13 protein-coding genes and 5 tRNA genes are annotated in these 12,966 nt (G+C 37.0%); all 18 read right to left on the bottom strand.

Features of this window, described 5'->3' with window-relative positions; all coding sequences use genetic code 11:
- Positions 1-83: 83 nt before the first annotated feature.
- Positions 84-3,896, bottom strand: coding sequence for a DNA-directed RNA polymerase subunit beta (gene rpoB / locus ACKPCA_RS11425; protein ID WP_321279231.1), 3,813 nt, complete (start codon positions 3,894-3,896; stop codon positions 84-86).
- Between the two features lie 105 nt (positions 3,897-4,001).
- Complete coding sequence (rplL, locus tag ACKPCA_RS11430) at positions 4,002-4,376, bottom strand: 50S ribosomal protein L7/L12 (RefSeq protein WP_054716172.1); 375 nt, start codon at positions 4,374-4,376, stop codon at positions 4,002-4,004.
- A 39-nt stretch (positions 4,377-4,415) separates the two neighbouring features.
- Complete coding sequence (gene rplJ, locus ACKPCA_RS11435; protein WP_054716169.1) at positions 4,416-4,934, bottom strand: 50S ribosomal protein L10; 519 nt, start codon at positions 4,932-4,934, stop codon at positions 4,416-4,418.
- A gap of 30 nt (positions 4,935-4,964) precedes the next feature.
- The gene (rplA, locus tag ACKPCA_RS11440) at positions 4,965-5,657 is read right to left on the bottom strand and encodes a 50S ribosomal protein L1 (protein ID WP_054716166.1); all 693 of its coding nucleotides are present in this window, start codon (positions 5,655-5,657) and stop codon (positions 4,965-4,967) included.
- Positions 5,658-5,677: 20 nt separating this feature from the next.
- On the bottom strand, positions 5,678-6,121 hold the full coding sequence (rplK, locus tag ACKPCA_RS11445) for a 50S ribosomal protein L11 (protein WP_054716163.1): 444 nt from the start codon (positions 6,119-6,121) through the stop codon (positions 5,678-5,680).
- A gap of 25 nt (positions 6,122-6,146) precedes the next feature.
- Entirely contained in the window at positions 6,147-6,695 is a 549-nt protein-coding gene (gene nusG, locus ACKPCA_RS11450; RefSeq protein WP_054716160.1) for a transcription termination/antitermination protein NusG, read from the bottom strand.
- Between the two features lie 21 nt (positions 6,696-6,716).
- Positions 6,717-6,908: a preprotein translocase subunit SecE gene (secE, locus tag ACKPCA_RS11455; protein WP_054716421.1), complete on the bottom strand. Its 192-nt coding sequence runs from the start codon at positions 6,906-6,908 to the stop codon at positions 6,717-6,719.
- An 18-nt stretch (positions 6,909-6,926) separates the two neighbouring features.
- A tRNA-Trp gene (locus tag ACKPCA_RS11460) sits at positions 6,927-6,999 on the bottom strand.
- A 49-nt stretch (positions 7,000-7,048) separates the two neighbouring features.
- On the bottom strand, positions 7,049-8,236 hold the full coding sequence (tuf, locus tag ACKPCA_RS11465) for an elongation factor Tu (RefSeq protein ID WP_321279232.1): 1,188 nt from the start codon (positions 8,234-8,236) through the stop codon (positions 7,049-7,051).
- Positions 8,237-8,294: 58 nt separating this feature from the next.
- A tRNA-Thr gene (locus ACKPCA_RS11470) sits at positions 8,295-8,366 on the bottom strand.
- Between the two features lie 11 nt (positions 8,367-8,377).
- Positions 8,378-8,450: transfer RNA gene (locus tag ACKPCA_RS11475), tRNA-Gly, on the bottom strand.
- 37 nt (positions 8,451-8,487) lie between these two features.
- Positions 8,488-8,570: transfer RNA gene (locus ACKPCA_RS11480), tRNA-Tyr, on the bottom strand.
- A 17-nt stretch (positions 8,571-8,587) separates the two neighbouring features.
- Positions 8,588-8,661 (bottom strand) — tRNA-Thr (locus ACKPCA_RS11485).
- Between the two features lie 107 nt (positions 8,662-8,768).
- On the bottom strand, positions 8,769-9,065 hold the full coding sequence (gene hpf, locus ACKPCA_RS11490) for a ribosome hibernation-promoting factor, HPF/YfiA family (protein ID WP_054716153.1): 297 nt from the start codon (positions 9,063-9,065) through the stop codon (positions 8,769-8,771).
- A gap of 18 nt (positions 9,066-9,083) precedes the next feature.
- On the bottom strand, positions 9,084-9,962 hold the full coding sequence (locus tag ACKPCA_RS11495) for a tyrosine-type recombinase/integrase (RefSeq protein WP_054716149.1): 879 nt from the start codon (positions 9,960-9,962) through the stop codon (positions 9,084-9,086).
- A 77-nt stretch (positions 9,963-10,039) separates the two neighbouring features.
- On the bottom strand, positions 10,040-10,231 hold the full coding sequence (gene rpsU / locus ACKPCA_RS11500; protein WP_110360383.1) for a 30S ribosomal protein S21: 192 nt from the start codon (positions 10,229-10,231) through the stop codon (positions 10,040-10,042).
- A 183-nt stretch (positions 10,232-10,414) separates the two neighbouring features.
- Positions 10,415-11,494, bottom strand: a complete 1,080-nt coding sequence (locus ACKPCA_RS11505) for a ComEA family DNA-binding protein (RefSeq protein WP_321279233.1) — start codon at positions 11,492-11,494, stop codon at positions 10,415-10,417.
- Positions 11,495-11,554: 60 nt separating this feature from the next.
- Entirely contained in the window at positions 11,555-12,913 is a 1,359-nt protein-coding gene (locus tag ACKPCA_RS11510) for a sodium-dependent transporter (RefSeq protein WP_321279234.1), read from the bottom strand.
- Between the last annotated feature and the right edge of the window lie 53 nt (positions 12,914-12,966).

Here is a 12,966-nt window from a genome sequence, read left to right on the forward strand (position 1 = left end):
ATGTTGAAAATTAGGAAATTAACAAAATTATTCTATAAAAGTGAATGAACGGAAACCCGAACATTCACTTTATAATATAAGGCTTAAATTAATTTTACGCTCAAGCCAAGACCTCTTAACTCGTGTAGTAACACGTTTAGAGATTCCGGAATACCCGGACTTGGCATTGGATCACCTTTAACGATAGATTCGTAAGCTTTAGCACGACCTATAACGTCATCCGACTTAACGGTAAGGATTTCCTGAAGAATATGAGCAGCACCAAATGCCTCGAGTGCCCAAACCTCCATCTCTCCAAAACGCTGACCTCCAAACTGAGCTTTACCACCAAGTGGTTGCTGAGTAATAAGTGAGTATGGTCCAATAGAACGCGCGTGCATCTTATCATCAACCATGTGACCAAGTTTCAGCATATAGATCACACCTACAGTTGCAGGCTGGTCGAAACGTTCTCCAGTTCCACCATCGTGAAGATATGCCTTACCGAATGCAGGAACACCTGCTTTATCAGTATAACTTGTAATTTCATCCAACGACGCACCATCAAAAATAGGAGTCGCAAACTTCAACCCAAGTTCTTTACCTGCCCAACCTAGTACAGTTTCAAATACCTGTCCCAAGTTCATACGTGAAGGTACACCCAGTGGGTTCAAACAGATATCAACAGTGGTTCCATCTTCAAGGAATGGCATGTCCTCTTCTCTTACAACACGAGAAACAATACCTTTGTTACCGTGACGACCTGCCATCTTATCACCAATCTGAAGCTTACGTTTCTTAGCAACATATACTTTCGCCATTTGAATAATACCTGCTGGCATTTCATCACCAATGGTTACATTATATTTCTTACGCTTGTTAATACTTTCAAGTTCTTTGAACTTGATAATATAGTTGTGTAAAAGCTTTTTGATTGTGTCGTTCTTATCTTTATCAGTTGTCCACTTGTTAGGATTAATTTCCAAGAAATTGATATCTGCTAACAATTTCTGAGTGAACTTAACACCTTTAGGAATAACATCTACGCTTAAGTAATCTTTAACTCCTTGCGAAGTCTTGCCATTTACAAGGTTGAAAAGCTTTTCAACCAATCGCGCTTGCAATGCCGTTACTTGTGACGCCAATTCCTCATCCAATTTTTGGATTAATGGCTTATCTGATTGCTTCGATTTACGATCACGAATAGAACGAGAGAATAATTTCTTATCGATAATTACACCACGTAATGATGGAGAAGCTTTCAATGAAGCATCTTTAACATCCCCAGCTTTATCACCAAAGATAGCTCTCAATAACTTCTCTTCTGGTGATGGATCTGATTCTCCTTTTGGAGTAATCTTACCAATTAAGATATCACCTGGTTCAACATTCGCACCAATACGAATCAAACCATTCTCATCAAGATTACGAGTTGCTTCTTCACTAACGTTAGGAATATCAGAAGTTAATTCTTCCATACCACGCTTCGTGTCACGAACTTCAAGAGTATACTCATCAACATGAACTGATGTAAATACATCATCTTTAACGATACGCTCCGAAATTACAATCGCATCCTCATAATTGTAACCTTTCCAAGGCATAAATGCCACTTTCAAGTTACGACCAAGAGCTAATTCTCCATCCTGAGTTGCATAACCATGAGTAAGAATTTGTCCCTCTACAACCTGTTGTCCTTTTGTAACAATAGGTTTCAAGTCAATTGTAGTACCCTGGTTGGTTTTTCCATATTTTGGAATATTGTATGTCTTGGTATCTCCATCAAAACTAACAAATGCTTCTTCTTCAGTTTGCTCGTATTTGATTACAATTTTATTTGCATCTACAAACTCAACAACCCCTGTACCTTCAGCACTAATTTGAGTTCTCGAATCACGAACAAGAGCACCTTCCAAACCAGTACCAACAATAGGAGATTCTGGCTTAATAACTGGAACTGCCTGACGCATCATGTTAGATCCCATCAAAGCACGGTTCGCATCATCATGCTCCAAGAAAGGAATCAAAGAAGCCGCGATAGAAGCAATTTGGTTTGGAGCAACGTCCATCAAATCGATATTCTCTACTTCCTCGAATGGGAAGTCACCATCTTTACGAGATTTTGCTTTAGGATTTACAAAACTACCATCATCATTTAAAGGAGCATTTGCTTGAGCAATTGTCAACCCTTCTTCCTCTTCCGCTGATAAATATTCAATCCCCTCTGAAGATAAATCAACACCTCCATTAGCTACCTTACGGTAAGGAGTTTCGATGAAACCTAAATTATTAATCTTAGCAAAAACACAAAGAGAAGAAATCAAACCAATGTTTGGTCCCTCAGGAGTCTCAATTGGACATAAACGTCCATAGTGAGTATAGTGTACATCTCGAACCTCAAAACCTGCTCTTTCACGGGAAAGACCACCAGGACCTAAGGCCGACATTCTACGTTTGTGTGTAATCTCAGCCAATGGGTTGGTTTGATCCATGAACTGTGACAATGCATTCGTTCCAAAGAAGGAGTTAATCACAGAAGAAAGAGTCTTCGAATTAATCAAATCTATTGGAGTAAATACCTCATTATCTCTAACGTTCATTCTCTCACGAATGGTTCTAGCCATACGTGCCAAACCTACTCCGAACTGAGTATAAAGTTGTTCACCAACTGTACGAACACGACGGTTACTCAAGTGGTCAATATCATCCACATCAGTACGTGCATTCAACAGCTTAATTAGGTACTTGATAATTTCAATAATGTCTTCTTTGGTCAACACTTTGGTGTCACCATCAGTGTTTAAACCTAATTTTTTATTTAGGCGGTAACGACCAACATCACCTAAATCATATCTCTTATCAGAGAAGAATAATTTATCGATTACGTCACGAGCTGTAGCCTCATCTGGTGGCTCAGAATTACGCAACTGACGATAAATGTGAAGAACAGCTTCTTTTTCGGAGTTACAAGGGTCTTTCTGAAGCGTATTGTAAATAATCGCATAATCAGCAAGATTTTGTTCCTCTTTGTGCAATAAGATAGTTTTTGCACCTGATTCAAGAATTTCTTCAATATGTTCTGGTTCGATTATTATCTCACGATCAATAACCACCTCATTACGCTCAATAGATACTACCTCGCCAGTATCCTCGTCTACGAAGTCTTCAATCCAAGACTTAAGAACACGAGCAGCAAGTTTTCTTCCAACGATTTTCTTCAAACCGGTTTTAGAAACCTTGATTTTATCAGCAAGGTTAAAAATCTCAAGGATTTCTTTATCGCTCTCGTAACCAATTGCACGAAGCAAGGTTGTTACAGGAAGCTTTTTCTTACGATCGATATATGCATACATCACATTGTTGATGTCGGTAGCAAATTCGATCCAGGAACCTTTGAAAGGAATAATTCTGGCAGAATACAACTTGGTTCCATTTGCGTGTACACTTTGACCAAAGAATACACCAGGTGAACGGTGAAGCTGAGATACAACCACACGTTCAGCACCGTTAACTACGAATGTACCTTTTTCGGTCATGTAAGGAACAGTTCCAAGGTATACATCCTGAATTACTGTATCGAAATCCTCATGTTCAGGATCGGTACAGTAAAGTTTTAACTTAGCTTTTAGCGGTACGCTATAAGTTAAGCCTCTTTCGATACATTCATCGATTGTGTAACGGGGCGGATCAACAAAATAGTCGAGAAATTCCAATACGAAATTATTTCTGGTATCGGTAATTGGGAAATTCTCGCTAAATACCTTAAATAATCCTTCGTTCGTTCTTTTCTCTGGAGTCGTTTCCAGCTGAAAAAAGTCTTGAAAAGATTTTAATTGTACTTCCAAAAAATCAGGATATGAAAGCTGATTCTTGTTAGAAGCAAAACTAATTCTTTGACTAATAGTATTTGAAGACATTTACTTAAAATTAATTGAACCTAAACGATAATAAACAACAAAAAGGCTTAGAGTCCCGGTTAGGAACTCTAAACCAAATAACCTTATTTATAGGTTTTAGTGCTTCTATTTAAGCTCAACTTCAGCTCCAGCTTCTTCTAATTGTGCTTTAAGTGCTTCAGCTTCTTCTTTAGAAACTTTTTCTTTCAATGGAGCTGGTGCAGCATCAACTGCAGCCTTAGCTTCTTTAAGACCTAAACCAGTTAATTCTTTAACCAATTTCACTACCGCTAGTTTTGAACCACCAGCTGAAGTAAGAATTACGTCAAACTCAGTTTGCTCAGCAGCACCACCTTCAGCGCCAGCAGCAGGTCCAGCAACAACTGCAGCAGCAGCAGCTGGCTCAATTCCGTATTCTTCTTTTAAGATTTCAGCTAATTCATTTACTTCCTTAACAGTCAAATTAACTAATTCTTCTGCAAACTTTTTTAAATCTGCCATTTTTCCTTCAGTTTTTAAAATTTAATTACTCTAAATATATTACTCTTTTTCTGAAAGTGTTTTCACAACACCAGCTAGGATATTCTTTCCTGATTCCAAAGAAGAAATAACATTCTTGATTGGTGATTGAAGCAATGCAACGATATCTCCAACAAGTTCTTCTTTAGATTTAATGGTAGCAAGAGCGTCAAGCTCATTATCACCAATATAAAGCGATTCTTCAACGTAAGCCGCCTTCAGGATAGGTTTATCATGTCCCTTACGGAATTCTTTGATAAGCTTCGCAGGAAGGTTACCAGTCTCTGCAAGCATAAGAGAAGTAGATCCCTTAAGTACATTGTCTAGTTCTTCAAACTCGCCTTCTGCCTTTTCTAAAGCGATTTTAAGAAGGGTGTTTTTTACAACAACCAACTTAATATCCTTTTCAAAACATGCTCTACGAAGTGCTGAAGTGCCTTCAGCATTCATTCCTGAGATGTCAGTAAGATAGAAGTGGTTTGACGCATTAATTTCTTCCGTCAAGCTATCAATAATCTGAATTTTTTGTTCCTTTTTCATGATTACTAAGATCTTGATTAAATTTTTAAATTAGTCAAGTGATCTTGGATCAATTTGAATCCCAAGACTCATTGTGCTTGACAGGTAAACACTCTTGATATAAGTTCCTTTTGCTGCAGATGGTTTCAATTTATTGATAATGCCAACAAATTCTTTAGCGTTATCTTTGATTTTATCTACCTCGAAAGATACTTTACCAATTGATGAGTGAACGATACCGTACTTATCGACCTTAAAATCAATCTTACCAGCTTTCACTTCAGCAACTGCTTTAGCGATATCCATAGTTACTGTACCAGACTTAGGGTTTGGCATTAAACCACGTGGCCCTAAAACACGTCCAAGTGCACCAACTTTCGCCATTACAGTAGGCATCGTGATGATTACGTCAATGTCAGTCCAACCTCCTTTGATTTTGGCAACATAGTCGTCAAGGCCAACATAGTCAGCACCTGCAGCCTTTGCTTCTTCTTCCTTATCAGGAGTACAAAGAACCAAAACACGAACTTCTTTACCAGTACCGTGAGGAAGTGTAACAACACCACGTACCATTTGATTAGCTTTTCTCGGGTCAACTCCTAAGCGAACATCCATATCCACTGAGGCATCAAATTTGGTTGTTGTAATCTCCTTAACCAATTTCGCTGCTTCGTCGATAGAATATAGCTTATCAGTATCCACTTTTTCTGAAGCTAACTTTCTATTTTTCGTTAGTTTACCCATTTTAATTGCAGTGTTTAAAATTATTGATTAAGAGGATTATCACCAGAAATTGTGATACCCATACTTCTTGCTGTACCAGCAACCATACTCATGGCACTTTCAACTTTAAAAGCATTCAAATCTTTCATTTTCCCCTCTGCGATCTCGCGAACTTGATCCCAAGAAATTGAACCTACCTTTTTACGGTTTGGTTCAGAAGAACCTGATTTTAATTTTGCAGCCTCTAAAATTTGTACAGCAACAGGAGGAGTTTTTGTAATAAATTCAAAAGAACTATCAGAATAAACAGTAATCACTACAGGGATTACTTTTCCAGCCTGATCTTGAGTTCTTGCATTGAATTGCTTACAAAAATCCATGATATTAACCCCTTTAGCACCCAACGCAGGTCCTACTGGGGGTGAAGGATTTGCAGCACCACCTTTGATCTGCAATTTGATTAATCCTGCAACTTCTTTAGCCATAGCTTTACTTTTCTAAAGGATTTAATTATTCTTTTTCTACCTGCATGAAACTTAACTCAAGAGGAGTCTTACGTCCGAAGATCTTAACCATAACTTTCAGTTTTTTCTTCTCTGCATTTACCTCTTCAATCACACCGGTAAAACCATTAAATGGTCCATCAGTCACTTTAACCATTTCGCCAACAAAATAAGGAATATTAATTTCTTCATCTTTGCCAGCCAATTCATCAACCTTACCCAGTATGCGGTTCACTTCTGACATACGCATAGGAGTAGGATCGCCGCCTTTTGTATCCCCCAGGAAGCCAATCACATTCGTAATATTACGAAGGATGTGAGGAATCTCTCCAACGAGTGCTGCTTCGATTAGAACATAGCCTGGTAAGAAAATTCTTTCCTTGCTAATCTTCTTCCCGTTTCGCACCTGAAAAACTTTTTCGGTAGGAATGAGAACCTGTGACACAAATTCCGTTAGACCCAGATTGGAAATTTCGCTATCAATATATTCTTTGACTTTCTTTTCTTTTCCTCCAACAGTCCTAAGAACATACCATTTTTTTTGAATTTCAGCCATCTTTTTCTAAAAAAGGAATTATTAGTGTAACATATTGTATATAAAATCCATCAAATTCTTAAACCCCATATCCATTAAGAATATCACTAGAGCAATAATAGTGGAAGCAATCATAACTACTATCGCACTGCTTTGGAGCTCAGACCATGATGGCCAAGATACTTTTTGAACCAGTTCTTTATAAACTTCTTCAATATAAATTTTTAGTTTCATAAGGCAATTTTGTCTTTGCACGGGAGGAGAGACTCGAACTCCCGACACCTGGTTTTGGAGACCAGTGCTCTACCAACTGAGCTACACCCGTCTATAATAAGATTGACCCGAATTCACGGATCAATCTTTATATTATGCAATTAGTCGATAATTTCAGTAATCTGACCAGCACCTACAGTTCTACCACCTTCACGGATAGCGAAACGTAGACCTAAATCACAAGCTACTGGAGTGATCAACTCAACGTTGATAGTTACGTTATCACCTGGCATTACCATCTCAACTCCTTCTGGAAGAGTAATCTCACCAGTTACATCAAGAGTTCTGATGTAGAATTGAGGACGGTATTTGTTATGGAATGGAGTATGACGTCCACCTTCTTCTTTCTTCAATACGTAAACCTCAGCTTTAATCTTAGTGTGAGGCTTGATTGTATTAGGGTGACAAATAACCATACCACGCTTGATAGCAGTTTTGTCAATACCTCTCAACAATAGACCTACGTTATCACCAGCCTGACCTTCGTCCAAAATCTTACGGAACATCTCAACACCAGTAATTACAGACTTCATACCTTCAGCACCAAGACCAATGATCTGTACTTCTTCACCAGTTTTTACAATACCAGTTTCGATACGACCAGTAGCTACAGTACCACGACCAGTAATAGAGAATACATCCTCAACTGGCATCAAGAAAGCCTTATCTACATCACGTGGAGGAAGTGGAATCCAAGTATCAACCGCATCCATCAACTCCATGATTTTTTCTTCCCACTCAGCTTCACCGTTCAATCCACCTAAAGCAGAACCAGCAATGATAGGAGTGTTATCACCGTCGAACTCATAGAAATCCAATAACTCACGAATTTCCATTTCTACTAACTCAAGCATCTCTGCATCGTCAACCATGTCAACTTTGTTCAAGAAAACAACGATTTTAGGTACGTTTACCTGACGAGCTAATAGGATGTGCTCACGAGTTTGAGGCATAGGACCATCAGTTGCAGCACAAACCAAAATAGCACCATCCATCTGAGCAGCACCAGTTACCATGTTCTTTACGTAATCCGCGTGACCTGGACAGTCAACGTGAGCGTAGTGACGGTTAGCTGTTTGGTATTCTACGTGAGCAGTATTAATAGTAATACCTCTCTCCTTCTCTTCAGGAGCGTTATCGATAGAATCGAATGATTTCACTTCAGACAAACCTTTTTTTGCTAATACAGTTGTAATAGCGGCAGTCAAAGTAGTTTTACCGTGGTCAACGTGACCAATGGTACCAATATTTACGTGTGGTTTTGACCTGTCAAAATGTTCTTTAGCCATAACTCCAAATATTAATTAATATTAGACAACAATTAAAAACAATATCTTAAATTTCTTGAGCCATTGACGAGATTTGAACTCGTGACCTCTTCCTTACCAAGGAAGCGCTCTACCCCTGAGCTACAACGGCAAACGTATTTGAGCGGGAAACGGGACTCAAACCCGCGACCCTCAGCTTGGAAGGCTGATGCTCTATCAACTGAGCTATTCCCGCAAAAAAAGAAACAGAAATGTTTCTTTTCGTTTACCAGTGGGGAGAGCAGGATTCGAACCTACGAAGACGAAAGTCAGCGGAGTTACAGTCCGCCCCAGTTGGCCACTTTGGTATCTCCCCAATATTTTAAAAATCAGAGCCGATGGAGGGACTCGAACCCACGACCTGCTGATTACAAATCAGCTGCTCTAGCCAGCTGAGCTACATCGGCAAAAAATGCAAACCATCTTATTTAACAGGCATACTTTTCCCTGAAAATGGTTTGCAAATGTAAAAATATTTTAAATTTATCACAAAATAATTAGGTGTTTTTTCTAATTATTTTGCTCTTAGTTTTTCTTTGTGTTTCACGACTTGCTTTCGTAATGCATCAACAGCAAGATCCGTTGCCTCTTCAAATGTTTTACTTTGCTTTTTTGCAAACACATCTGCGCCTTTAATATCAAGATTGATCTCAACTACCTTATTTTCGGTAATATCAGATTTTTCAACCCTAAGAAAAACTTCAGCTCCAGCAACATCGCTGTTGAGCTTCATTATTTTTCCAAGCTTATTTTCTATGAAATTTTCCAATTTCACATCAGCAACAAAACCGATCGATTGAATGTTAATCATATTCTAATCCTCCAAAATTTATGCTCTCGGATGAGCTTGTTTATATATATTATTTAAACGCTCAAAAGTAGTATGAGTATAAATTTGTGTTGCCGATAAATTCGAATGCCCCAAAAGTTCCTTAACTGCATTTAATTCCGCACCATTATTTAATAGATGCGTTGCAAATGTATGTCTCAGAACGTGCGGGCTTCGCTTGGTCATTGTTGTAATTTTCGACAAATGCTTTGTAACGATTCTATACAACAACTTTTCGTAAACAGGCACCCCCTTTTTAGTTACAAAAAGAAAATCATCCAAGTTTCCGAAAGTTTTATATCTAAGATCCAAATATTGATCAAGAAGTTTTACCAAACTCTCACTTACTGGAATGATTCTTTCTCTATTTCTTTTTCCTAATACTTTAACTAAAGATGCTGATCGATCAAAATCTGACTCTTTAAGATTCATCAACTCCGACAATCGCATGCCAGTTTGATAAAACATTTCTATTACCAATTGATCTCGAACACCTTCAAATCCTTCCCCAAAATCAACTTCTCTTAGCACCTGCATTGCATGCTCTGCAACAAAACCAGGCAACTTCTTTCCTTGCTTAGGTCCAACAACTTTATCCATTGGGTTCGAATCAATCACTGATTCTCTAAGCAAATACTTAAAAAATGACTTTAAAGAGGATAACTTCCTATTTACAGTTCGCGAAGTTTTACCTTCGTTCATTAAAAAAACGATCCATCTACGAACATCTTTAAATGTTATATCTTCAACTTGTACATCATCAGCACCTGAATAAAATTCAAAAAACTGAGTCAAATCACAGTCATAAGATAAAACTGTATGTGCAGAATATCGTTTTTCGTATTGCAAATAAGACAGAAAAGATTCCTTAAAACTCATACATCCAGGATATTTATCCAATAGGATAATCCAAGATACGAAAAATTAAGATATCAAGGAATTAATCCAACAGAAAATCAATCTTCAGCTTGTTGCATTTGCTGAACGTAGATCGCGTGTAATTTCTCTTCTCTTCTTTTTACAGATGGTTTTTTATAAACCTGTCTTCCTCTAAGCTCTTTAATTACACCAGTCTTTTCAAATTTTCTTTTGAATTTTTTCAAGGCTCTTTCAATGTTTTCGCCTTCTTTCATAGGAATAACAATCATAATTTTCTCCTTTAATATTTATGTTTTTCTAAGTGAGCCGCAAATTTATTAATTCAATCATTATAATTCAAATTTATTTTGAAAAAAGTAATGAAATTATCTCCATTCTAATATTTTAGGCCCCTTTTCAGAAATGTAAAGGTAAGAAAATAAGGAATTATTCTCAAGCTAATTCAATGACTACTATTCGATACTTAAATAAGGTTGTACTTTCTGAAAGACACTATCGCTCAACAAATGCTTGTTTTTCAAATCCTCTACTGAGGTAAAATTCCCCACTCGCTCTCTGTATTTTACGATATCCGAAGACATCCTTCTGCTGATATATGGATGTTTCTCCAATAATCTAGCATTACAGTCATTAATTGAAATTTTTTGCAATACAACAGGTGATACACATACCCGATTCTCTATGGATTGGAAAGTTTCTTTTGAAATACCATACACTTCCAACAACTGAGATTTGGAAATGTAACCACCAAGTAATTCTCTATATTTTACAATTCTATTTGAAAGTGTTTTTCCAATACCAGGCAGCGTTTTTAAAATGGAAGTATCTGCCAAATTCAAATCAACCAATTCTATTTTTACATTCTTCTCTTTTAAAGGTTTTATATGCACATATGGCTTTAGCCGTTTCAGAATCAAAGAATCAAATCCATAAATCTTACCGAGATCATCAGCATTTTTAAACCTAGCTCCAGTCGACAAATACTTTATAATGCGATTCGACATCCTATCATTTACTCCTAACTTTTCCCATTCGACTTTATCAATTGTATTGGGATCAAAATTGAACAACTCTAATTCAACTCTTCGTTTAGCAATATTTTTAACTTTTTCGTTCTTTATTGCAGGAGGAATATTGATGTAATCTTTCAATCGATTGTAATCGTCATCTTTAATGCCATAAATTTTTCGAAAATCAGCTTTGGATCTAAACACTCCACCCTTTTCTCTATATTTTAAGATATTCCTGGTTTGATAATCTCTTAATCCAAGTTTTTTAAAATCCTCAGCGGAAGCCTTATTAGGGTCGAATAAAAACAAAGCAGGATTTTTCAATTTACCTTTACTGCTCAATATAGCTATTAAACTATCAAGATTTTCATTTTTCTTAGGTATAGAATCTGGTGTAGAATCTGTATTTATAAATTCTGGCAATACAAAGACTGTTATTAGTATTAAGGCCAACACTAATAATCCTCTTTTCTCGGATGTGGAATAAGAAAAGTATTCTCTTATGATCTTTTTCAATGACATATTAAAAAAGCGTTATTTGAAACCAAACAACGCTTATCAATATTATAAAAAAGATTAATCTTATCCAAGTTTTAACAATCCTACCCCATTTAAAAACACAGCTGTTATTGCTATAGGAGCCAACCATTTCACGATAAAGAAGAATACTTTAAAATATTTCACTCTTAAAGAATTCTCATTCGACAACTCTTCTCGTACTATTGCATGCTTTAACTTCCAACCTACAAAAATTACAATTAATAATGCTCCTAATGGCAGCAATACATTTGCAGCGGTATATTCCATTAAGCTAAAAATACTTTGTCCTAAAATATTGATACCTGATAAATCACTAAAAGATAGGGTTGCAAATACTCCCAATACAGAAATAGACGCTGCACCAATTACCGTAGCTTTTTTCCTGGAAATATTTAATTCTTCTGAAAAGTATGCCACAACAACTTCAAGTACCGATATGGTGGAAGTTAATGCGGCTACAGCTAGCAAGAAGAAAAATAAAATCGAGAAAAAGTATCCTCCAGGCATTTCCAGAAATAGTTTTGGAAGTACTTCAAAAACCAAACCTGCTCCAGAATCAGGCTGAAAACCTAATGCAAAAACAGCTGGAAATATCATTACACCAGATAAAATTGCAATTACTGTATCGGCAACAGTAACTTGAAAAGCCGTTTTTCCCAAATTATTTTGCCTTTGGATATAAGAACCGTAGGTAATTAAAGCCCCCATACCAATACTTAACGAAAAGGCAGCCTGCCCCAACGCTTCCAGGATTACTCCCATTGATATTTTTGAGAAATCAGGTTTAAATAAGAAATCTAAACCAGCAGAAGAACCGGGCAAGGACAATGAGCGCACACACATCACAAGTATTAGAATAAACAACAGAGGCATTAATATTTTTGCATATTTTTCAATGCCATTTTTAACTCCTGAAAAAACAATCCATGCAGTTAATAGCATAAAAACCATTTGCCACATTAATGGACGAAAAGTCCCTTGTTTAAAATCATCAAACATCAGCTTGGTATCACCATGGGCAAATCCATTACTTATTGCTTGATACAAATATTCCAAAGTCCAACCAGAGATAGTAGAATAAAATGCAAGAATTAAAAAAGCTGCAATGACTCCCATTAAACCTACAAGGGGCCACATAGATTCAGGAGCAAGCTTACGAAAAGAACCAAATGCATTTTGCTGCGCTTTCCGACCTATCAACAACTCGGAAAGCATTACCGGCAATCCGATAGCAATTATAAAAGCTAAATATATTAAAAGGAATGCACCGCCTCCATTTTCTCCAGCTACATATGGAAATCTCCAAATATTACCAAGACCAACTGCCGATCCAGCTGCAGCTGCAATTACACCAAATTTACTTGAAAAAACATCGCGTCCCGAGGGATTACTAATAGACATGTGTTAAATTTTAAGATTATAGATATACAAATTAGGGTAAGTTCAAATTTGCA

Origin of the sequence: Marinifilum fragile, assembly GCF_963677365.1 — a bacterium.
GTDB classification, from domain to species: domain Bacteria; phylum Bacteroidota; class Bacteroidia; order Bacteroidales; family Marinifilaceae; genus Marinifilum; species Marinifilum fragile.

Coding starts and splice junctions, on each gene's coding strand:
- rpoB (WP_321279231.1), bottom strand. CDS start 3,896: ATGTCTTCAAATACTATTAGTCAAAGAATTAGTTTTGCTTCTAACAAG.
- rplL (WP_054716172.1), bottom strand. CDS start 4,376: ATGGCAGATTTAAAAAAGTTTGCAGAAGAATTAGTTAATTTGACTGTT.
- rplJ (WP_054716169.1), bottom strand. CDS start 4,934: ATGAAAAAGGAACAAAAAATTCAGATTATTGATAGCTTGACGGAAGAA.
- rplA (WP_054716166.1), bottom strand. CDS start 5,657: ATGGGTAAACTAACGAAAAATAGAAAGTTAGCTTCAGAAAAAGTGGAT.
- rplK (WP_054716163.1), bottom strand. CDS start 6,121: ATGGCTAAAGAAGTTGCAGGATTAATCAAATTGCAGATCAAAGGTGGT.
- nusG (WP_054716160.1), bottom strand. CDS start 6,695: ATGGCTGAAATTCAAAAAAAATGGTATGTTCTTAGGACTGTTGGAGGA.
- secE (WP_054716421.1), bottom strand. CDS start 6,908: ATGAAACTAAAAATTTATATTGAAGAAGTTTATAAAGAACTGGTTCAA.
- tuf (WP_321279232.1), bottom strand. CDS start 8,236: ATGGCTAAAGAACATTTTGACAGGTCAAAACCACACGTAAATATTGGT.
- hpf (WP_054716153.1), bottom strand. CDS start 9,065: ATGATTAACATTCAATCGATCGGTTTTGTTGCTGATGTGAAATTGGAA.
- ACKPCA_RS11495 (WP_054716149.1), bottom strand. CDS start 9,962: ATGAGTTTTAAGGAATCTTTTCTGTCTTATTTGCAATACGAAAAACGA.
- rpsU (WP_110360383.1), bottom strand. CDS start 10,231: ATGATTGTTATTCCTATGAAAGAAGGCGAAAACATTGAAAGAGCCTTG.
- ACKPCA_RS11505 (WP_321279233.1), bottom strand. CDS start 11,494: ATGTCATTGAAAAAGATCATAAGAGAATACTTTTCTTATTCCACATCC.
- ACKPCA_RS11510 (WP_321279234.1), bottom strand. CDS start 12,913: ATGTCTATTAGTAATCCCTCGGGACGCGATGTTTTTTCAAGTAAATTT.